This is a genomic window from Marivirga sp. (assembly GCF_051117495.1).
Classification (GTDB): Bacteria; Bacteroidota; Bacteroidia; order Cytophagales; family Cyclobacteriaceae; genus Marivirga.
Genome location: NZ_JBNPEF010000033.1, coordinates 39,742 through 61,374, shown reverse-complemented (window position 1 = coordinate 61,374; position 21,633 = coordinate 39,742). Strand labels below are relative to the sequence as shown.

Annotated in this window: 20 protein-coding genes; 12 read left to right on the top strand and 8 right to left on the bottom strand. The window is 34.0% G+C overall.

Annotated features, from left to right (window positions below; genetic code table 11):
• Positions 1 to 11: 11 nt before the first annotated feature.
• Positions 12 to 1,847 carry a toxin-antitoxin system YwqK family antitoxin gene (locus tag ACFE0M_RS16990; protein WP_434546985.1) on the bottom strand — a complete coding sequence of 612 codons (1,836 nt, stop codon included), beginning with the start codon at positions 1,845 to 1,847 and terminating at the stop codon, positions 12 to 14.
• Positions 1,848 to 1,850: 3 nt separating this feature from the next.
• Complete coding sequence (locus ACFE0M_RS16985) at positions 1,851 to 2,846, bottom strand: tryptophan 2,3-dioxygenase family protein (protein ID WP_434546984.1); 996 nt, start codon at positions 2,844 to 2,846, stop codon at positions 1,851 to 1,853.
• Positions 2,847 to 2,969: 123 nt separating this feature from the next.
• On the opposite strand from ACFE0M_RS16985, the gene ACFE0M_RS16980 reads away from it, so the two are divergent.
• The 4 genes from ACFE0M_RS16980 to ACFE0M_RS16965 all read left to right on the top strand — a co-directional run bounded on the left by ACFE0M_RS16980 (position 2,970) and on the right by ACFE0M_RS16965 (position 6,978).
• Entirely contained in the window at positions 2,970 to 4,157 is a 1,188-nt protein-coding gene (locus ACFE0M_RS16980) for an acyl-CoA dehydrogenase family protein (protein ID WP_434546983.1), read from the top strand.
• Between the two features lie 26 nt (positions 4,158 to 4,183).
• Positions 4,184 to 4,471 carry a hypothetical protein gene (locus ACFE0M_RS16975; RefSeq protein ID WP_434546982.1) on the top strand — a complete coding sequence of 96 codons (288 nt, stop codon included), beginning with the start codon at positions 4,184 to 4,186 and terminating at the stop codon, positions 4,469 to 4,471.
• A 100-nt stretch (positions 4,472 to 4,571) separates the two neighbouring features.
• On the top strand, positions 4,572 to 5,909 hold the full coding sequence (locus tag ACFE0M_RS16970) for a serine hydrolase domain-containing protein (RefSeq protein WP_434546981.1): 1,338 nt from the start codon (positions 4,572 to 4,574) through the stop codon (positions 5,907 to 5,909).
• Positions 5,902 to 6,978, top strand: a complete 1,077-nt coding sequence (locus tag ACFE0M_RS16965; protein ID WP_434546980.1) for a mechanosensitive ion channel family protein — start codon at positions 5,902 to 5,904, stop codon at positions 6,976 to 6,978. The genes ACFE0M_RS16970 and ACFE0M_RS16965 overlap by 8 nt, the downstream gene beginning before the upstream one ends.
• Here ACFE0M_RS16965 and ACFE0M_RS16960 read toward each other — a convergent pair.
• Both ACFE0M_RS16960 and ACFE0M_RS16955 read right to left on the bottom strand, forming a co-directional pair.
• Complete coding sequence (locus ACFE0M_RS16960) at positions 6,954 to 9,227, bottom strand: patatin-like phospholipase family protein (RefSeq protein ID WP_434546979.1); 2,274 nt, start codon at positions 9,225 to 9,227, stop codon at positions 6,954 to 6,956. The genes ACFE0M_RS16965 and ACFE0M_RS16960 overlap by 25 nt on opposite strands.
• A gap of 30 nt (positions 9,228 to 9,257) precedes the next feature.
• Entirely contained in the window at positions 9,258 to 9,905 is a 648-nt protein-coding gene (locus ACFE0M_RS16955) for a response regulator transcription factor (RefSeq protein WP_434546978.1), read from the bottom strand.
• Positions 9,906 to 9,949: 44 nt separating this feature from the next.
• Between ACFE0M_RS16955 and ACFE0M_RS16950 the strand changes: the two genes are divergently transcribed.
• Entirely contained in the window at positions 9,950 to 11,398 is a 1,449-nt protein-coding gene (locus ACFE0M_RS16950) for a response regulator (protein WP_434546977.1), read from the top strand.
• Between the two features lie 68 nt (positions 11,399 to 11,466).
• Positions 11,467 to 11,754, top strand: coding sequence for a hypothetical protein (locus tag ACFE0M_RS16945; protein ID WP_434546976.1), 288 nt, complete (start codon positions 11,467 to 11,469; stop codon positions 11,752 to 11,754).
• Between the two features lie 82 nt (positions 11,755 to 11,836).
• On the opposite strand, the gene pyk is transcribed toward ACFE0M_RS16945, so the two are convergent.
• Positions 11,837 to 13,273 (bottom strand): pyruvate kinase, encoded by a 1,437-nt coding sequence (gene pyk / locus ACFE0M_RS16940; RefSeq protein ID WP_434546975.1) that lies wholly within the window; start codon positions 13,271 to 13,273, stop codon positions 11,837 to 11,839.
• Positions 13,274 to 13,285: 12 nt separating this feature from the next.
• Positions 13,286 to 13,711 carry an IPExxxVDY family protein gene (locus ACFE0M_RS16935; protein WP_434546974.1) on the bottom strand — a complete coding sequence of 142 codons (426 nt, stop codon included), beginning with the start codon at positions 13,709 to 13,711 and terminating at the stop codon, positions 13,286 to 13,288.
• 155 nt (positions 13,712 to 13,866) lie between these two features.
• Here ACFE0M_RS16935 and ACFE0M_RS16930 point away from each other — a divergent pair, with 155 nt between their 5' ends.
• Genes ACFE0M_RS16930 through lgt form a run of 5 tightly spaced genes read left to right on the top strand, consistent with a single transcriptional unit; the run spans position 13,867 to position 19,140 of the window.
• A complete protein-coding gene (locus tag ACFE0M_RS16930; RefSeq protein ID WP_013453317.1) occupies positions 13,867 to 14,103 on the top strand; it encodes an acyl carrier protein in 237 nt (78 codons plus the stop codon).
• A gap of 22 nt (positions 14,104 to 14,125) precedes the next feature.
• Entirely contained in the window at positions 14,126 to 15,376 is a 1,251-nt protein-coding gene (gene fabF, locus ACFE0M_RS16925) for a beta-ketoacyl-ACP synthase II (RefSeq protein WP_434546973.1), read from the top strand.
• Between the two features lie 9 nt (positions 15,377 to 15,385).
• A complete protein-coding gene (rnc, locus tag ACFE0M_RS16920; RefSeq protein ID WP_434546972.1) occupies positions 15,386 to 16,117 on the top strand; it encodes a ribonuclease III in 732 nt (243 codons plus the stop codon).
• Between the two features lie 37 nt (positions 16,118 to 16,154).
• Entirely contained in the window at positions 16,155 to 18,005 is a 1,851-nt protein-coding gene (nadE, locus tag ACFE0M_RS16915; RefSeq protein WP_434546971.1) for an NAD(+) synthase, read from the top strand.
• A 52-nt stretch (positions 18,006 to 18,057) separates the two neighbouring features.
• Positions 18,058 to 19,140, top strand: coding sequence for a prolipoprotein diacylglyceryl transferase (gene lgt, locus ACFE0M_RS16910; protein ID WP_434546970.1), 1,083 nt, complete (start codon positions 18,058 to 18,060; stop codon positions 19,138 to 19,140).
• On the opposite strand, the gene yidD is transcribed toward lgt, so the two are convergent.
• On the bottom strand, positions 19,137 to 19,349 hold the full coding sequence (gene yidD, locus ACFE0M_RS16905) for a membrane protein insertion efficiency factor YidD (RefSeq protein WP_434547060.1): 213 nt from the start codon (positions 19,347 to 19,349) through the stop codon (positions 19,137 to 19,139). The genes lgt and yidD overlap by 4 nt on opposite strands.
• A 116-nt stretch (positions 19,350 to 19,465) precedes the next feature.
• On the opposite strand from yidD, the gene ACFE0M_RS16900 reads away from it, so the two are divergent.
• On the top strand, positions 19,466 to 20,974 hold the full coding sequence (locus tag ACFE0M_RS16900; protein WP_434546969.1) for a BamA/TamA family outer membrane protein: 1,509 nt from the start codon (positions 19,466 to 19,468) through the stop codon (positions 20,972 to 20,974).
• Here ACFE0M_RS16900 and ACFE0M_RS16895 read toward each other — a convergent pair.
• A complete protein-coding gene (locus ACFE0M_RS16895; protein ID WP_434546968.1) occupies positions 20,971 to 21,612 on the bottom strand; it encodes a toxin-antitoxin system YwqK family antitoxin in 642 nt (213 codons plus the stop codon). The genes ACFE0M_RS16900 and ACFE0M_RS16895 overlap by 4 nt on opposite strands.
• Between the last annotated feature and the right edge of the window lie 21 nt (positions 21,613 to 21,633).

Here is a 21,633-nt window from a genome sequence, read left to right as displayed (position 1 = left end):
TTATATGATGGTTATGGATTTAATGTTTTCACATTTTTAAGTTTAAATACATAACCAAAGGAAAGACCAACTATAGGCTGTAATTTAAAAGGTGTATTTTGAAAATCATCAAATATATTCTCTCTTTCACCTTGATTTTTTACGTCCCCGAAGAAATAATAATTAAAATTAATACCCAGGTTAATATCAAAAGTAAAGCCGTTATCATTTAGGTTTTGTAAAATACGACTACCCACAAGTAAGCCATATCTAATTCCTTGAACATTCATTTCGGCTGAGATTACATCGGTTTGATCTTCATCTTCATAATATTTAAATCTATTCACATTAGTGTAGGAGATAGAGTGTCCGAAATAAGGCATTCCGAATTTTGTATCCTTATGATAAAACCTTTGTCTCAAACTAAAACCAAAACCTTCAAAAAAGTTGTCACCAGCCCTTAGGTTTAGGGAATTAGCGAAAAATGGATTTCTAAAGGTGTGATAGAGTAATTCATATCCAATTCTTTGTTGAATATTATATTCTAAAGCAACTTGGAGGTCGCCAAAAAGCATGTTAAATGGATTTGCTTGGAGAATTAAAGTCGGGAAGTCATTATTTCTTGATTTGAAATAGGAACTACTTTTAGATTTATATCTATAGTCTGGTTTATTGTATTGCGGGTTTTCATCAGATAATTCGTTTGGACCTTTAGCGGTTCTCAATAAGGGCTCATAATCTTCGTAAACTGGTTTGTAATATCCAGCTAATTCACCATTATCATCATATAATTCCCATGTGCCAACTTTAACGCCATCTTCTATCACTCCCTTCATTTTTTTATCGCCATTGAGGTAATAGCCAGTAAATTCTCCTTTACCGTTTTCAAATTCAGCTTCTCCTTCTTTTTCTCCTGATTCGTAAAAATACTCCCATTTTCCTTCACTTTTTCCATCAACTACAGCACCCTTTAATTTTAATTTTCCACTTTCATAAAACTCTTTGTATTCACCACTTCCTGCATCATAAACACCTTCTCCTTTTAATCGTCCATCTTCAAAATACAATTTCCAATACCCTTCCTTTTTCCCTTCTCTTTCGGCTCCTTCAGCGCTTACTTGGCCATTAGGGTGATAATAAACCCATTTTCCATGGCTAAGATTATCGAGATAATTACCTTCACCTGAGAGCTTTCCATCTTCGTAAAAATATACCCAATTTCCTTCTTTTGCGCCTTCCTTATATTTTCCTTTTGATTTTAAATTACCGGTTTTGTAGTAGTTTTTCCAAAGACTGTCACTTTTCTCATCCTTGATGAATCCCTCTGATTTTAGATTTCCGTTTGGATAAAATTCCTTATAAATCCCATCGCCCTTTTTGTAAATGGCTTTTGCTTTTAAATTCCCATTTTCCGAGTAATTAGTCCAAAGTCCATTTTTTTGGTCATCAACATATTCTCCTTCACTTTTTAAAATACCTGTTTCATAAAAATATTTCCATTGCCCCTGACGCTTGCCATTGTAAATTTTCCCCTCCATTCTGAGTTCGCCATTTTCAAAATAATAGGACCACAAGCCATGATTGGAATTGTTTTTAAGCTGGCCTTGCATCTTTAGGTTTCCGTTTTCATAAAAATATTTCCATTGACCGTAAGTTTCATCATTTACATATTGGCCTTTACTTTTTAACTCTCCTGATATGTAATATGATTCATAGGTTCCATAAAGTACACTTGGATCTAAATCCTTAACAAAATAGCGTTCTTTCAAATGCTCTCTTTCGTCATCATAATAGACCTTTACTTCCTTGCTTTGCGCAGAAAGTAGGCATGGAATTAATATTAATATGATGCTGAAAACTTTTTTCATTATTTATTTTTCACCAAATATTTCTTTTACAACCCAGCCTTTGCCCCATTCTTTTACTTCTTTTTCTGACCATAATTCAGGGAAGAATATACGTTTTTGAAACCTTGGAGGCAAATATTGTTGCCAATTTGTCCCTCCTGTAGCCGGCACGTCTTTATTTTCTTGTTGTAAATATCTAACAGCAGATTTATAATGAACCAATGGCCAAAAAACATTTACATTCAAATCAAAATTTCTTAAAGCTTCCTTTAGTTCTGAATTATTTTTTGATTCATTATCTAAATCTAAATATTTTAAATAGATATTTTTTTGTTCAAAACGCTTAATCCAATTAATAAATTCCTCTTTATATTTTTTTTCAAACTGCTCTAAAGTAAGGGTTTTTTGCCCTGTTTCAACTTCGGTTGCTCCTTCCTTCCAATAAATATGCTCATATTTTTCTTCTATTGGGGCATTTTTACATTCATCTTTTTTCTCCTTTCTAACCAAATGAATTAAGGGAGTGGAGGCAAATTCTATTAACCTATATTGTGCAGATTGAAACCCACTTGCCGGTAAAAGTGCCATTCGAAAACGCTGGAATTGTTCCTTTTCCATTCCTTGAACCATAATATCGAATGAATGCGTTAAAGTCTCAAAGTATCTATTCATTCTGTTGAGTCGTCTGATAAAGAAGTCAACATCCAATTTTTCATTCCAACCTAAATCTTCTCCATTTTCGCCAATAATTTGACCGTTATTGGCAATTTGGTCCATTTCGTTTAAGCACATTTTGAAATAGAGCTCTGTGATTTGATGATACATGATGAAGATTTCTTCATCAGGAAAATCAGTTTTTGGCTTTTGTAAAGTCAATAAAGTATCAACATTGATATAATCCCAATAGGTGGTATAATTAGATAAAAGTAAACCGTCTAGATAAGCTGATAAATCTTGACCCATAGACTGGTACTTAAGATTCAGTTTTTCTAAACTTTTATTGATCTGTTCTTTGTTCATAGGTTAAAAAATATGTATTGGTGCAATTTTCACCTTTTTTGAAGGATTCTTGAAAATACTTTTAAATTTGCGTTATTCAATTGAGCTAACAAAGCTACAAAAAATAAAAACGACTAAATATTTATGACTAATCAATCAACCGACCAATTTGAGTCACCGGATTTTTATGCCTTAGATGGATTGCTTACGGAAGAGCACAAATTAATCAGACAATCAGTTAGGGATTTTGTGAAGAAAGAAATCAGTCCTAACATAGAGGATTGGGCACAAAAGGCACACTTTCCTTATGAAATAGTGAAGAAATTTGGAGATGTAGGAGCCTTTGGCCCCACGATTCCACAAGAATATGGTGGTGGGGGTTTAGATTATATCTCTTACGGTCTTATCATGCAAGAAATTGAAAGAGGTGATTCTGGTATGAGATCCACTGCTTCAGTTCAGGGATCTTTGGTAATGTATCCGATATATGCTTTTGGAAATGAAGCTCAAAGGAAAAAATATTTACCAAAATTGGCTTCTGGTGAGTGGTTAGGGAGCTTCGGATTAACAGAGCCTGACCATGGTTCTAATCCAGGAGGAATGACCACCAATTTTAAAGATAAAGGCGACCATTATTTATTGAACGGAGCAAAAATGTGGATATCAAATTCCCCTAAGTGTGATGTTGCGGTAGTTTGGGCGAAAAATGAGGAAGGAAGAATCCACGGATTAATTGTAGAAAGAGGAATGGAAGGATTTTCTACACCTGAGACTCATGGAAAATGGTCTTTGAGAGCAAGTACTACCGGAGAATTGGTATTTGACAATGTCAAAGTGCCTAAGGAAAATTTATTGGAAGGAAAATCAGGTTTAGGAGCTCCTATGAAATGCCTGGATTCCGCTCGATTCGGAATTGCTTGGGGTGCTATTGGTGCCGCAATGGATTGTTATGATTCCGCCAGAAGATATTCCTTGGAACGTATTCAATTTGGGAAACCTATTGCTTCATTTCAGTTGACACAGAAGAAGTTATCAGAGATGTTGACGGAGATTACCAAATCTCAATTATTAAATTACAGGCTTGCACAATTGATGGATGAAGGCAAAGCAAGTACACCTCAAATTTCCTTGGCAAAACGTAATGCAGTTGAAGTTGCCTTGAATATAGCTCGTGAAGCCAGACAGATTCATGGTGGTATGGGAATCACGGGAGATTACCCTATGATGCGCCATATGGCAAACCTCGAGTCCGTTATAACGTATGAAGGTACACATGACATTCATTTGTTGATATTAGGGAAGGAAATCACCGGTATTCCAGCATTTGAATAATTTTTTAACATAATTTATAAGGATTAATGGAGAAATTTGAGGAATTTAAGAACTCTTCTACAGAGAAAATAAATGAATTAAAAACCGAATTCGAGCTTTTGAAAGCTGAAGCAAGAAATGCTCAGGCTGAAAGAAAAGCTGAGATTATGGAGAATTTGGATAAACTTGATAAACTTCAAAATGAGCTGGAGGAAAAATATACCAGAGTTGAAAACTTTGGTGATATGGCCGCTCAGGAATTAAGTGATGCTTTCTTTTCTTCCACAGAAGCGTTTAAGGATATCATAAATCAGACAAAAGATAAACTGAAATAAAATTTAAAGCCGAGTTTTGCTCGGCTTTTTTATTATAACCAAATCAACAAATTTACGGTAAGAAATATTATATTTATCTTCATATACAAACACCGAAATCATGAAGATTATCTTATCAACCTTACTACTTTTTTTCTACCATTTTGTCTCAGCTCAGGAATATAATATTGCTAAAGCAGATAGTTTACTCCATTCTATAGAAGAACATGAAGAAGGAATGGGGTCAGTCGCTATTCTAAAAGATGGTGAAATGATTTACCAAAAAGCTTATGGGTTTGCCAATATAGAATCAAAGAAAAAGAATGACCCCAATACTTTATTTAGGATTGGTTCTATTTCCAAAACTTATACTGCAACACTTATTATGAAGGCAGTTGAAGAAGGCTTGTTGAAATTAGATGATACTCTTTCAGAATTTTATCCTGATTTTAAAAATTCTGATAAAATCACAATAAGTCACATGCTTCAGCATCGCAGTGGGCTTTACAATTTTACCAATTCACCATTTTACGTGCAGTATATGATGCAATCCAAGACTAAAGCTGAGATGTTGGAGATTTTACTATCAACTGAAAATAGTTTTGAACCGGGCGAAAAATATGAGTATTCCAATTCAGCCTATGTTTTGTTATCCTATATTTTGGAGGATGTTTATGAAATGGGATATGGGGATGTTCTCAAGGAAAAAATATTATCATCACTTGAACTTGAACAGACTTATTTTGGAAAACCAATCGATCAATCAGCCAATGAATCAGTTTCTTACATAAGAACTGCCCAATGGGAAATTTCCCCTGAAACCAATATGATGATTCCAATGGGGGCAGGTGGTATTACGGCCACTGCTAAAGATGTAGCATTATTTTACGAAGCTTTGTTTAATGGCGAGATATTAGAGGAGTCATCCTTTGAGAAAATGAAGGAGATTAAGGACGGATTTGGTTACGGTTTATTTGAAATGCCTTATTATGAAGAAAAAATATTAGGACATACTGGTGGAATAGACGGATTTCAATCTGTGGCTGTTCATTTTGAATCTGAAGATTTAACAGTTGCATTATTGTGTAATGCCGTTAGCTATAGAAGAAATGATATATTGCTAGGTCTTTTGGCCGCTTATTTCGGCAAAGAATTTGAAATTCCTGATTTCAAACCCAAGATTGTTTTAAAGAAGGAGGAACTATCCGGCTTTGAGGGAGTATATAGCGCTGATTCTTTTCCATTAAAAATCACCATATCAATTTCAGATAATAATCAATTGATGGCTCAAGCTACAGGGCAATCTGCCTTTCCTCTGACCCCTATAGACCAGTATAATTTTAAATTTGATCCTGCAGGAGTTAAAATTATTTTTGATTCCGAATATTCTCAACTTACCTTGGAACAAGGTGGAATGAAGTTTAATTTAGAGAAAGAAGTAGAAAACACTGATGATTGAATATTTTGATTCTATTGGGGTAGAACAGCCATTTATACGTTTGTCGATATTTGCATTTTTCTCATTCATAATTGGGGTTGTAATTAGATATGCGTTTTTTAAAACTTTATTTGTCCTTAATAAAAAGGATGATAGAGAACTAATCAGGATTCTAGAACATCGATTTAGAGGTAGCGTTTTCCTTTTTATTCCGATGTTGATCATGCATAATTTGATTCCAAATTTTGAATTAAGTAATAATTTATCGGAATGGTTGTTATTGATAACAGAGTCTTTAATTATTGCTTCCTTCACTATAGTGGCTGTCCGTCTGGTTTACTTTCTTCAGGATGTCCTTAATCGAAAATATAATGTAACTCAAACAGATAATCTTAAGCAAAGACAGGTAATCACGCAGGTTATATTTATAAGGAAAATAGTGATTTTTCTAATCGTTATGATTGGTTTAAGTTTGTTCTTGTTACAATTTGATGGAGTAAGGAAATATGGGGCTACATTCTTAACCTCAGCGGGTGTAGCGGGTATTATTATTGGTTTGGCCGCCCAAAAAACCATCGGAAATTTATTGGCAGGAATTCAAATAGCCTTTACTCAACCGATCAAAATTGGGGATGCAGTATTTGTGGAAAAAGAATGGGGCTGGATAGAAGAAATAAACTTGACATACGTGGTAGTGAAAATTTGGGACCAAAGAAGATTGGTTTTACCAATTACCTATTTCACGGAACAAACCTTTCAAAACTGGACAAGGAATTCTGCAGATATTATTGGCAGTGTCTTTTTATTTACTGATTATACGGTTCCAATAGATGCATTAAGAAAAGAATTTGAATCCATATTGGCAACCACTGACCTTTGGAATAAAAATGCTCAAGTACTACAAGTCACAGATTGTACTGAAAAAACAATGCAGATAAGATTATTAATGTCTGCAAAAGATTCTCCTACAGCTTGGGATTTGAGATGTTTGATTAGAGAAAAGATGTTGGTATTTATTCAACAAAATTATCCTGATGCTCTGCCAAAAACCAGATTGGAGATGCATCAATTAGGTGATGATAAAGATTGATGTAGCCAGAACAAAGTTTTTTGATTTTCACTGCTATTGATAGCATTTCTAATATTATATTTTTCTCGACCGGTCAAACGCCAGTTCAAAGAAGCTCTTTCTTCTATGTGCTTCATTCTTTTTATGCTGTCATGAGAAACGGCTTGTCCTGCATCATAGGTTAACATAGCATGGCTTAAATCTCCCTCAAACCATTCTGAAGCATATTCAATCAACAAATCATTACGAGTATCTTGCACATTAGACCAGTTGTTGTAAATATTGCTGATGGGCGTGAAGAGTTTTTCTATTATGGATAAATTCTGTTGCTTATCAATAATAGCTGCTTTCTTAGAATCTCGTATGGTTAAAATGATGACTCCTGAAGTGTTTTCTGCTATCCAATCTTTAAAGTTATAAAGAAATAAAACGGCATCACTCACCCCAAAATTATCAGCTAAACCGGCATCCATAATTTCAAGACTTGGATTGCTTGGAAGATTTACATTTGGAGTGATGTAAGGAAAAGAGGCACTCATTCTCAAAGCGGTTAAAAAACTAAGGTTTTTTGCATCTTGGTTTTCGAACATTCTTAAAAAATCAATGCTTCTATTGTCCATCAATGTATTTAAAGAATCATCAGTGATGGACTTACTCGACATGTAACTACTGCTATTAGGCGTTATGTAAAGCTTTCTACCGTCATTTACACTGGTTGGAGCCAATAACAACATGGGTATTTCTGCTTTTAATTCAGGCTCTTGGTATTCAATAATTCGCTTATCTAAAATACCACCTAAATTTTTATTGAGCTTTTGTTCAAAAGCATATCCTCTATCCTTCGGATAACTATAACCTCCATAATTGAAAGACTGATATCGAAAGAATATATCATTTGTCAGTAAGCTGAATATAATGGGGTTAAGTGCTTCTTTACCAATGTTTGATAGATATTGAGAGTCGTAAACTTCAATATTTTTATTTTTTTTGTCCAAATATTTAAGCTCTCTGAAATAAGCAGCACCAATCAATCCTCCTGATGCCCCTGATATACTTACTGTATGTTTAAAAAGATTGCCATCCGTAATACTATCCGCTTTTTGTAAAGCATTCATGGTCCAATAGGCTGCTCTTTGACCTCCTCCACTGGCCGTCAGTAATATCATTTTGGGCTTTTCTTTAAATTGCTTTCTCCAATTTTTAAGGATTTTTAATGTTATTTCCTTGTCTTTTTGAATAGCAGAAGGATTACTCATATAATCAATAGTGCCTTGATTATAGGGTATTGCTTCGGTTTTATAATTAAGGCCATGGGCATAATGAGTTTTGCTAATGAAATCAACAGTAGATAGGTAGTTAAGCAGGAAAAAGATTGCAATAGCACCCGTTATTGCCCAAGATCGAAACCAAAAAGTTATGGCTCCTACAGCCATTAAAATGATGCTAATGAAAAGAATAGCACTTGCAGCGGCCGGAATTTGAAAATAGGGGTAATCCCTAAATGCACCCAAAACTAAAATAATGATAAAAATGAAGAGTTCTGCTATTACCGTATTGAGATGATTTTGGTCAAAAATGCTGTTAATGACGCCAAAAATCTTTTTATTACTTTGTTGACTAACGCTTACCCATCTCAATTTTAAATTAAAAAAACCTACTACTTCAGTTTGTTGCTTTTTAAGGTCTTTATGGTATTTTACGGCTGCAATTCTCCCAATTGTAAGTTTTTTGATTCTTTTTTCAACTCTTTCGGCCAGAACTTCCCTAAAGTCTTTATTGGTGAACCAAAAGTATAATTGTAAAATAAATATGGATATGAAAATACCTAAAGGCAATGCAAAAGCAAGTAATGATGCTTCCCAAAATGTCATGAATTCATATACAATTTGGTAATTTATAATCTGAATGATATAATTAATGATAAAAGCTAATGGGATCAGGGAATTATTTAATGAGAATTTGGAAAAAGGTTTTGTTATGGTGCCAATGAAATGAAATTTATAGCCATCCAAAATGTAGGAGGCTATGTTAAAAGCGACAATTAAACCACCAAGAGTTAAACCAACAATTAAATAGCTTTGAAAGCTAACTTCATTTAAATATTCAGGCGAGAGAAAAAGGTAAGGAATGCCCAATCCTTTGGCAAAACCACCATTAATGATTGAAAATAAAAGTACCCAGCACAATAACAACAATTGATTCTTTTTGAAATGGTTCAAAATCAATTGAATTGGAAATGAATAGATGAATGTATGGATATGTTTTTTCATAAATACTTCATTTCCCTTGTTTAAGCTATATTATAAATCTTCAAATAGAAAGTTATGGATAGCATATTTCACCAAGCCAGCCAAGGTTTTTGAACCGGTTTTTTCCATTAAATTCCTTTTATGCGCTTCCACAGTCCTTATGCTTATAAATAATTTATCCGCTATTTCTTGATTACTCATTTCATCAATGATCAATCTCAATACTTCTTTTTCTCTTTTTGAGATAGCCACTATATCAGAATCTTGCTTTTTCTTGCTCATGAAATCCATTATGGCTTTGGTAGCTTCTTGAGCATAGTAAGTATCTCCTTCATAAACAGCCTTAACAGCCTTTACAATTTCCTTTTCTCTTGCATTCTTTAAAAGATATCCGGAGGCTCCGGCTTGCAGCATTTGTTTTACATATTGACTGTCTTTTATCATAGTGAGTGCAATAATTTTCACTTTTGGAAATTTTTTATGCACTTCAGTAGCCAGTTCAACACCATTCATTTCGGGCATACTGATATCCGTGAGCAATATATCCACCGCATCAGGATTTTTCTCTAAAAAAATCAAAGCTTGTTTTCCATCACTAGCTTCACCGGCAATGTTAATTTCATTATCTTCTTTTTCAAGATAGAATCTAATTCCATCCCTGATTAACCGGTGATCATCTACTAATAAAACTTTTATCATTTCGAAATATAATAATAACTTTATACAACTGTAAAAAATGTACTATGGATGACAATAATAATCAAAAGCCAAAAGTATTTTATCTTGATGACGATGAAATCAATTTGGCTATATTAGAAGCTAATTTAGAAGAATATTATGAAATATTAGGCTTTAGTGATCCTAATAAATCAATTGAATTTTTAAAGAAAAATGAAGTTGATGTCATACTAACCGATCAGATAATGCCTTTGATGGATGGAATTGAGTTTTTGCAGGCAATTGAAGAGGTTCAACCCAATGTGGGCAGAATTTTACTCACTGGGGTGGTCAATCAGGAAGTGATGCTTCAAGCCATTAATAAGGTAAATATTTACAGGTTTCATGAAAAGTCTGATAATTTTGATAGGTTGAAATTTGATATTGACAATGCTTATCAAATGGTAACCGCATTAAGACAGAAAGATTATTATTATAAGGAATTACAAGAAACATCGGAGAAATTAAAAATCATTTCAGAAAATGTGCCGGCACAAATAATTCATACTGATTTGGATGGAAATATCTTAGAACTCAATCAAGATAATAGTTCATTGACAACTGAAAGTATTGGGAAAAATATATCCAATTTTTTACCAGAGGATGAATTGAAGAAGTTTTTTCAGACTATGGCTAAAGTGATAAGGACTAAGAAAAGCCATAATATTATAACCCGTGCCTTTAACTTTTATGAAAATTTTCAGTGGTTTTCGACCGTAATCGGCCCCTTGCATTCAGAGAAAGAACAAAATGGCTTTTTAATGGTAAGTCAAGATATTACCGATAGAGTAAACCATGAAGAAAAAATCATGTCTGCGGTACTTGAAGCTGAAGATAGGCAAAAAAGTAAAATTGCTCGAGACATACATGACGGCCTGCAACAAACCCTTACTATTTCATTATTGAATTTTGAATCTTTGGATGAAGATTCGATTCAAATTTCAAAAAATGAATTGGAAAAATTCCAAAAAGGGGTAGAATTCCTAAGAAAAGGACTGCAGGAAACCAGAAATATTGCCTATGAACTGATACCAAAATCCGTAGAAGATTTTGGCTTTGTGGAGACCATCAAAGATTTGATTGAGGAGTTTAATAATACTCTAGAAGAAACCGAATTCAATTTTTATACAAATCTTGAAAGCAGGATTGAAGATTTGAATATTGAGTATAATCTATTTAGGATTACTCAGGAATCATTAAATAATATCATGAAATATGCTAAAGCCACTGAGGTTTTTGTCCAGTTAACTCTTCATGATAATATTTTACAATTAACTATTGAGGACAATGGAAAAGGTTTTGATGTAGAGGAAAAACTAAATGCAGATACTAGTTTTGGTCTTTTCAATATGAACAAAAGAGCTGAAAGTTTATCTGGAAAAATGACAATCGAATCAAAAGAGGGCACGCTTATTTTTGTAGAAATCCCTTTAAAAAGAAGATTTAAAAATAATTCTGAAGAGATTGAGAATTAGGTTGATGTAACTTTATTTAATCAAAAGGGTTATAATTTAGTAACTTTTTAATTATAAAATCTCAAATTATGGATACTAAAGATGCTTTAAAGCAAAAACTTGTTTCGCAATATGAAGAATGGAAAGCTGATTTTGATAAGCTAAAAGCTGAAACTAAAGGAGCCTATGCAGAAGGACAATTGGAAGGAAGTCAAGAGGCAAAAGAATTGGAATCCAATATGGATAAGGCAAAGGCTTATATAGATCAACTGGAAAGTGCAAATGAAAAAGATATCGAAGAATTAAAATCAAAAGCAGAAAGCCAATTAGATGGCCTAAAAAACGCTTTCCAGAATTTGAAGAATAAATTTAGTTAATCCTATTTTAATTTTAAAAGCGCAAAAAAAAAAACAGCCATTGAAATTAATCAATGGCTGTTTTTTTAAGAATATATATAGTTTACTTTACCTCAGTCACTTTCAACATATTGGTTCTGTTTTTCTCTTTAATCGGCATACTCGCCATTAAAATTATGATGTCTCCTTTTTGTACGTGATTATCCTTTTTTAAAGTTTTTTCAATATCTGCAAAGGTTTTATCGGTACTTTCATAATTCTCATAAATGTAACCTCTTACGCCCCATACTAAATTTATGGTTTCCAATAAATCATGGTTGCCAGTAAAAATAAAGATACCAGCTTTTGGTCTGTGACTTGCCAATCTGTAGGCAGTATAACCTGATTTTGTCATTCCTACAATAGCTTTGGCATTGGTCTCTTCAGCTAATTTACAGGCAGTTTGCACTAAGTTATCGCTGAAAAAAGTGGCGGAGTTACGCGAAACATGCCCGTATTTGTGGTAAATAGAATCATGCTTTTCAATACTGGCAATCGTATTGGACATACTCATTACTGATTCAACAGGATATTGACCTGCAGCAGATTCAGCAGAAAGCATTACCGCATCACCACCATCTAAAATAGCATTGGCTACATCATTGGTTTCCGCTCTTGTTGGCCTCGGGTTTTCGATCATGCTTTCCATCATTTGGGTTGCCACAATTACCGGCTTACAAGCATCATTACATTTCTTGATAATCATTTTTTGAGCTAATGGCACATCTTCCATAGGTATTTCTACCCCCAAATCTCCACGTGCCACCATCACTGCATCCGTAGCTTCAATTATATTGTCGATATCTTTCAAAGCTTCCGGCTTTTCTATTTTCGCCACTACCTTGCAGTCTTTTCCGTTGTATTTTATTCTGTTTTTTAAGTCTAGTACATCAGCTGCAGAACGAACGAATGACAATGCAATCCAATCCACCTCATTTTTAAGTCCGAACTTTAAATCTTCTAAATCTTTATCCGTTAAACTTGGCGCGGAAACTTTAGTGAAAGGGAGATTAATACCTTTTTTTGATTTCAGTTCATTACCAAATATGATTTTAGTTTTTACCTCAGTTTTATCAGAGGATAAAACTTCTAATTGGATATTTCCATCGTCAATTAAAATAATATCACCTTTGTTTACATCTGAAGGGAGACCTTGGTAAGTAGTGGAGGCTTTTTTAGCATCACCTACCATTTCTTGAGTAGTAATGATGAATTCATCGCCCGCCTTTATGGGAACACTTCCACCTTTAATTTCTCCAAGTCGTATTTTCGGTCCCTGTAAATCTTGCAAAATACTGATATTGGTTCCCCATTCTTTATTGATTTCTTCAATATATTGCAATGTTTGCTGATGGATTTTATGATCTCCATGAGAGAAGTTTAGTCTAAAAACATCCGCACCCGCCTTCACTAGTTTTTGCAACATTTCTTTGGTGTTAGAAGCTGGGCCAACTGTTGCTACAATTTTTGATTTGTTGAATTTGATGTTTTCTTTTTTCATTATAAAAGTTTTTTATGTCATTAAGTTCACGACCGATTTCAAACGGTTTGCATCCAAAATTTGGATCAAAATTACATTTTTTATTTTACTTAGTGTATTTTTTACATTAAGTATTTCCAATTCTTCAGTATCATCCTGAATTAAAAGGAAATAGTCGATATTTTTCATTTCAGGAATCAGGAAAGCTTGGGGTGCTTCGCTTTCATATAGTTTATTTTTCAGTAATTTTATGGAAATGTTCTCCGTTTGATCTTGAAAGCAGGAAGTATTGAGGTAGTATCCTTTTTTGAGCTCAATATAATGGTCTTTTGTTCTTTTTAAAGAAAAATGGGTATGCTTATTGATGTGCCATGCCATTTGAAAATCAGATAAGGAAGATGAGATGGCTAAAAGTTGAAAATCAACGCTGAAGGTATCTTGCCACAATTTATTGTTCATGATATCAAGTTATAAATATTTCAATTTAATCTAAAACTTGAGTAATAAAGTTGCAACAAAAAGTAAAATACTTGTACGAAAGGAAAAAAATTGTTTGACATTAATGGGGGAAATACATTTCTTTGCGGAGTATTTAAAACTAAAATTCTAAAATAATGTCTGAAATAGCACAGAAAGTAAAGGCAATTATCATTGACAAACTAGGGGTAGAAGAGTCTGAAGTGACTGCAGAAGCAAGTTTCACCAATGATTTAGGAGCAGATTCACTGGATACAGTGGAGTTGATCATGGAGTTTGAAAAAGAATTCAATATCTCTATTCCAGATGATCAAGCCGAAAACATTGGTACTGTTGGACAGGCCATTTCTTACTTAGAGGAAAACGTAAAATAATTTAATAGCTCAAAATTCTTTTATGAATTTAAAAAGGGTAGTTGTAACGGGACTGGGTGCTTTAACGCCCATAGGTAATTCTGTCGAAGAATACTGGGAGAACTTGGCTTTGGGTAAAAGTGGAGCCGGTCCCATTACTAAATTTGATGCGTCCAAATTCAAAACGCAATTTGCCTGCGAGGTAAAAAATTTCCAAGCTGAGGATTATCTAGACCGCAAAGAAGCGAGAAAGATGGATCCATTCACGCAATACGGAATGATTACAGCAGAGCAAGCAATTAATGATTCTAAGCTAGATTTATCTAAAATAGACTCAGATAGGGCAGGAGTAATTTGGGGCTCAGGAATCGGTGGATTAAAAACTTTTCAAGATGAAGTGGATAATTTCGTCTCTAATGATAGAAATCCGCGCTTTAATCCATTTTTTATTCCTAAAATGATCTCTGATATCTGTGCAGGACTTATTTCCATTAAATATGGATTTAGGGGGCCAAATTTTGTAACCGTGTCTGCCTGTGCATCTGCTACAAATGCTCTAATCGATGCCTACAATTACATCCGTCTTGGAAAAGCCGATATATTTATTTCCGGTGGATCTGAGGCCTCTGTAACTGAAGCCGGAATCGGTGGCTTTAATGCCATGAAAGCATTATCAGAAAGAAATGATGATCCTAGTACTGCTTCCCGTCCATTTGATAAAGATAGAGATGGATTCGTATTAGGAGAAGGTAGTGCAGCTTTAATCCTTGAAGAATACGAGCATGCTGTAGCCAGAGGAGCTAAAATCTATGCGGAAGTAATTGGCGGTGGAATGTCTGCTGATGCACATCACATGACGGCTCCACATCCAGAAGGCTTGGGTGCTACGAATGTGATGAAATATGCATTGGAAGATGCTCAAATAGATCCTACGGAAGTAGATTACATAAATGTTCACGGTACTTCAACTCCACTAGGGGATTTGAGTGAGTCAACTGCCATCAAAAAGGTGTTTGGTGATCATGCTTACAATTTGAATATAAGCTCAACAAAATCGATGACAGGTCACTTGTTGGGTGCGGCTGGAGCTGTTGAAGCTTTAGCTTGTATTTTCGCCTTGGAAAAGCAAATGGTTCCTCCTACGATTAACCATTTTACAGATGATGAGGAATTCGATCCGAAATTGAATTTCACATTTAATAAAGTACAACAAAGAAAAGTGAAAACAGTATTAAGCAACACCTTTGGTTTTGGTGGGCATAATACTTCTATTTTACTTAGAAAGTTAGATTAATTTCCGACTTTGATCAGGCGATTTTTCACTTCCTTCAAAAAATTATCAAAAAAAGACAAAAGGCTTGTCGCTGCAGTTAAATCAATTGTTGGCTACAAGCCTTTTCGTTTAGAATTATTTCGATTGGTCACGCAACATTCTAGTGTGGCTAAAACCCTTCCTAATGGCTTTAGAGCCTCTAACGAAAGACTTGAATATTTAGGTGATGCAATTTTAGGTGCTGTGGTAGCTGATTACCTCTTTAAAAAATATCCCTTTAAAGATGAAGGCTTTCTGACCGAAATACGTTCCAGGATAGTAAATCGTGAATCTTTGAGTCTTTTGGCAAAAAAAATTGGAATTAGCCAAATGTTGGAATCTGATTTTTCTAAAAACCGCTATCATTTTAAGTCAGTCTATGGAGATATGATGGAGGCTTTTATAGGTGCGGTTTATATCGATAGAAGTTATCAATTCTGTAAAAAATTTATTATCAATAAGTTACTGATCCCACATTACGACCTAGATGAAATAATTGAAAACAATACCAATTATAAAAGTATTCTTATTGAGTGGTCTCAAAAAGAAAATAAGCCTTTAAGATTCGATATTGAAGATTATAGGCAAGAAGGAATGAAAAAAGAGTTTAGGGCTGTTATCATAATTGATGGTAATAAATTTGCCAAAGGAGCCGGGCTCAATAAAAAGAAAGCTGAACAAAATGCGGCTTTTAAGGCTTGTCAAAAATTAAAACTGTCTTAGCAATAGGGAGTTTAATTGTTGTTATAAAATCATAATTATGAAAATTGCAGGTGCAACGCTTAATCAAATCCCATTAGATTGGAAGGGAAATGCAGTTAACATCTTAGAGGCTTTAAAAGATGCTGATAAACAAGGTGTTAAACTGTTGTGCTTCCCAGAATTAAGTGTATGTGGCTATGGTTGTGAGGATGTATTTTTGAGTGAATGGATGTGGGAAAAGGCACTCAAAACCTTAAATGAAAAAATACTTCCCTTTACTCCTGATCTTGCTTTCACTGCAGGATTACCTCTCAAATTTGAAGGTAAAATGTATAATTGTGTTGCTTTCTGCAGTGAGGGTGAAATTAAATATATCATTCCAAAGCAAAATTTAGCCAAGGATGGCGTACATTACGAGCCTCGATGGTTCACAGAATGGGAAGTGGGTCGAAAAACTAGCATAAAACTAAATAAAAAGGAAATTCTTATTGGTGATTATGTTATAGATTTTGAAAATTATAAAATTGGCTTTGAAATTTGTGAGGATGCCTGGAGAGTAGATAGACCTGCCAACAGATTGTATAAAAGAGGGGTGAATTTAATCATGAACCCTTCTGCCAGCCATTTTGCCATAGATAAATCGTTAAGCAGGCAAGAATTAGTGGTCAGTAGTTCTAAAAATTATAACTGTACTTATATCTATGCTAATTTATTAGGGAATGAGGCAGGTAGGATGATTTATGATGGGGAACTGATGATTGCTAAAGATGGTGAGCTAAAGTTCAGAAATGAATTACTCTCATTTAAAAATTATCAATTAGGTATCTGGGATACTGAAAATGATCATGCAAAAATAGCCCCCAGCTTTGAATCAAATCCAAATCAAGAATTCAGAAAGGCAGTTAGTTTAGCTTTGTTCGATTATCTAAGAAAAAGCCACAGCAATGGCTTTGTACTTTCATTGAGCGGTGGAGCAGATTCATCTACTTCGGCAATTTTAGTAGCCGAAATGATACGCTTGGGTATTGAGGAATTAGGTGTGGAACTCTTTCTCAAGAAAATACATAAAGAAGATTGGTATTCTGAGTTGAAGAAAGAGAAGGATGTTCGAATGAAAATTGCCAATCGAATTTTTACCACAGCTTATCAAAGTACAGAAAATTCAGGTTATTCAACTTTTGAATCTGCAAAAAAACTAGCAAATGAAATTGGAGCCATTTTTTATCATTGGAATATAGATGATGAAGTAAATGGTTATACCCAAAAAATATCAGATAATATTGGGCGCAGATTAAACTGGGCGCAGGATGATATTGCCCTGCAAAATATTCAAGCCAGGGCAAGGTCACCTATCATTTGGATTTTGGCCAATATTAAAAATGCTTTGCTATTGACTACTTCCAATAGAAGTGAGGGAAGTGTAGGCTACACTACAATGGATGGTGATACAAGCGGAAGTATTGCTCCAATAGCGGCTATTGATAAACCATTTATCATTCAATGGTTGAAATGGGCAGAGAAGAATTTAGGGTATGAAAGCTTAAGATATGTAAATAGCCTGCAGCCTACAGCTGAATTGAGACCTGAAGACCAATCTCAATCTGATGAAACGGATTTAATGCCTTATCCTTTATTGCAGAGAATAGAGGAATTGGCCATAAGGGAAAGGCTATCTCCTGTTGAAATTTACCAATTAATTAAATTTTCGTGGGAAGGAGAAATTAGTATTTTAAAACCTTCAATTCATAAGTTTTTTAAATTATGGACAAGAAATCAATGGAAGAGAGAAAGAATTGCGGTTTCCTTTCATTTAGATGACTATAATGTTGATCCTAAAACTTGGTGTAGATTCCCTATTTTATCATCTTCTTTCAAGGAAGAACTTGAAGAATTGGAAAAAGCAGAATAAATCATTGAGATTACTCAATTTACCCTAATTTTGTGTTAAACAAAAATTGAATATGCTGAGCTATATAGTATGGTCGCCCAAGCCCTACATTGTTGATTTGGGATTTACTGAATTAAGATGGTATGGTTTACTTTTTGCCCTAGGGTTTATTATTTCTCAACAAGTAATGTTTTACATCTTTAAAAAAGAAGGTAAAAAAGAGAAGCAAGTAGAGGTTTTAACACTTTATATGGTGATTGCTACTATCATTGGAGCTAGGCTGGGGCATGTATTGTTTTATGAGCCTGCTAGATATTTAAGCAATCCGATAGATATATTAAAAATTTGGGAAGGTGGTTTAGCTAGCCATGGGGGAGCAGCAGGTATTTTAATTGCCCTTTATTTATTTGCCAGAAAATACCATGATATAAGTTATTTGTGGATATTAGACAGGATTGTGATTGTGGTAGCCATTACGGGTGCCTTGATTCGTACGGGTAATTTTATGAATTCTGAAATAATTGGAAGCCCTACTGATAAATCTTATGGAGTAGTTTTTGGTCGTGAAGTTGAATTAAGATTGAATTATCTCACTTCGGCTATTGAGGATGTTGAAATTGACCGAGTTAAGAAATCAAACTTGATAGAAGGTTCTTTGGAAAGTGAATTTCAGCATCCAGTTAAACTGGTTGTAGCCTTCAATGATAAAAACAAATTGGAGGATGTAAAGAAATTTTCTGAAAACCAGTTATTAAATAAACTTCAAGATGACAATATTAGTCAGCACGTGGTATTTTCAAGTGATGCTGCGTTTGATTATAACCAAAAAGGCGGGTTTATTTATGCAACAACCTATGGTGATGGAGTTCCCAGACATGCGGCCCAATTATACGAAGCAATTACCTGTGTATTTATTTTCTTGTTGCTATTCTATTTATGGAATAAAAACAGAAGTGGATTGGCAGATGGCAGACTTTTTGGTATCTTCCTGATTGCATGTTTTGGTTTAAGATTTCTCTACGAATTTATTAAGGAAAACCAAGTGGCTTTTGAAGACGGATTAGCCTTAAATATGGGGCAATGGTTGAGTATTCCATTGGTATTGGCAGGGGTTTATTTTATTTTTCAGTCCTTAAAGGCTGAAAAAAGGATTTAAGGAACAGGATCATAACCTGAACCGCCCCAAGGGTGGCACTTTGAAATCCGTTTTGCCGATAATTTCGAACCTTTAAGCAAACCATGTTTTATTATAGCCTGTTTAGTGTATTCAGAACAAGTGGGGGTGAATCGACAAGAAGACGGAAATAAAGGTGAAATTCCGTATTGATAAAATATCACAGGCCATGTGGCGATTTTTCGTATGATTTTTGTGAGATTATTTTTATTCTTAAGCTGCAATTGAAGAATTTTAAAATTTAAATTTATAAGTAATTAAAATCATTTCATTAAATATTGATTCTTTTTATCTGTTAAACCGAAAATTGATTTTCGGTTTAAGTATAATTTGTGCCCTAATTATTGTGTTCCTGCCTTTTAACGCAAAAAGTCAGGTAACAGTTGATACTGAATTGGGAAAACTTGAAGTTGTTAATAGAGCCAAAGATAGTCTTCAGAATCAAATTCTTTTTCTGGAGAAAATTGAAATTCGTGGTAATAAAAAAACTAAAAGAAGAATTATAACCCGAGAAATAGATATTCAACCCAATGTCAGTTACACTTTTAAGGAATTGAAAGAGCTAATAAAGCTTGATGAAAATAAAATATTCAATACGGGATTGTTCAATAGTGTAAGGGCTGAGTTGGAATTTATAGAAGGAAGCGAAAATAATATTAAAATTATTTTTTTTGTTGAAGAGAGATGGTATATCTGGCCTAGCGTTATATTTAAATTAGCAGACAGAAACTTTAGTGATTGGCTCTTTAATCAGGATGCGGCCACCGATCGATTTGAATATGGGTTTAAGTTCGATCAGTTTAACGTTAGAGGACTTAATGAACGGTTATCAGCAATGGCCCAATTCGGTTTTAAAAGACGGTTCTATTTTGGCTATAATATTCCGTATCTTAATAAGAACCAAACCTTTGGGATGGGCTTAAGCTTTTCTTTTAGTGAATTGGATCAAATTGATTATACAAATATCGGCAATAAGCGATTGTTTATTGATGCAGATAGTATTTTTGGAGATGATGGCGAACGACAAATAATTTCTAACACCCTTACCAGTAATTTGTTTTTCAATTACAGGGAATCATATTACAATACGCATACAATGCGTTTAACCTATTCTCGGACTACAATTCTTGAGGAGATACTCCAATTTAATGAAGACTATTTGGGGCCAAATGAGGATTTAGAGCAGGATTACCTTGGATTAACCTATATTTTTAGAAGAGATTTCCGAGACAGAAATAATTACCCTTTAAAGGGTTTTTTAATTGACGGAAGACTTACTAAAATAGGTTTGGGTATTTTTAATGATATCGACCAGGGGAATATTCAGGCTCACATGGCATATTTTAAGCCCTTAAAGTACAACTTCAATGTAGCTTCTTCCTTTACAGGTTATACTAGCTATCCTCGTTTTCAACCCTATAACACTATGGAAGGCTTAGGTTTTGCTAATAATTTATTAAAAGGCTATGAGCTTTACGTGATTCAAGGACAACATTACGTTATGAATAAAACCGAATTAAAAAAAAGGATATTTTCCATAGAAGCTAATCTAGGAAAACTTATGCCCTTAAAACAATTTAGAAAAATTCCTATAGCAGCATACTTCAAAGTATTCTACGATCATGGTTATGTGCAAAATAATTTACCTGAAAGTAGCAGGACTACTGTTAGCCCCTTACTGTCTAATCGATATATTTACAGCTATGGTGCAGGCTTGGACATAGTGACTTATTATGATGCTGTAGTAAGATTTGAATACTCTATCAATGCATTGAATGAAGGTGGTTTTTTCATCAATGTAAAATCTGGGATTTAATCGATATCTGATTTATCAACCTTTTTCTTTTTACCAAACCTGTTGAAATAATACCAATTACCTACTTTTTCCCCCTCACTATAATATCCTTCATAAGTTTTTCTTCCCTTGTCATCAAAATATTGCCATAATCCATCTTCCTTTCCATTTTGATAATCACCGGTTTGAATAATTTGACCAGATTTATTAAAAAATTGCCAAGGACCATCAGGAATACCTTTTTCATAGTTTCCTATTTGCCTAAGCCTTCCATTTTTATAGAAAAAATCCCACTGTCCATGATAATTACTATTTAAATATTCTCCTTGTTTTTCAACTTGTCCATTTTCATAATAATAAATGGATTTTCCGTTCAATTCTCCATTCTTCCATGTTTCTTCAGAAGAAATCTGTCCGTTTGGATAGTAATTGATAATGTTACCGTCTAATTTTCCGTCTTGATATTTTTCAATTGCATTGATTTTCCCATTAGGAAAGAAGTATTTCCATTGACCATGCTTTTTTTGATTTTGCATCTCACCATAGGCCTTTAATTTGCCCGAGTCATAATACAAAGAGTCAGCCTGAGCAAGACTTTCAGATGGAAAGCCCAGTATAAAAATTGCATATGCCCAATATTTTATATAATTTTTCAACATCTTTTTCATTTAGGCTCTTAG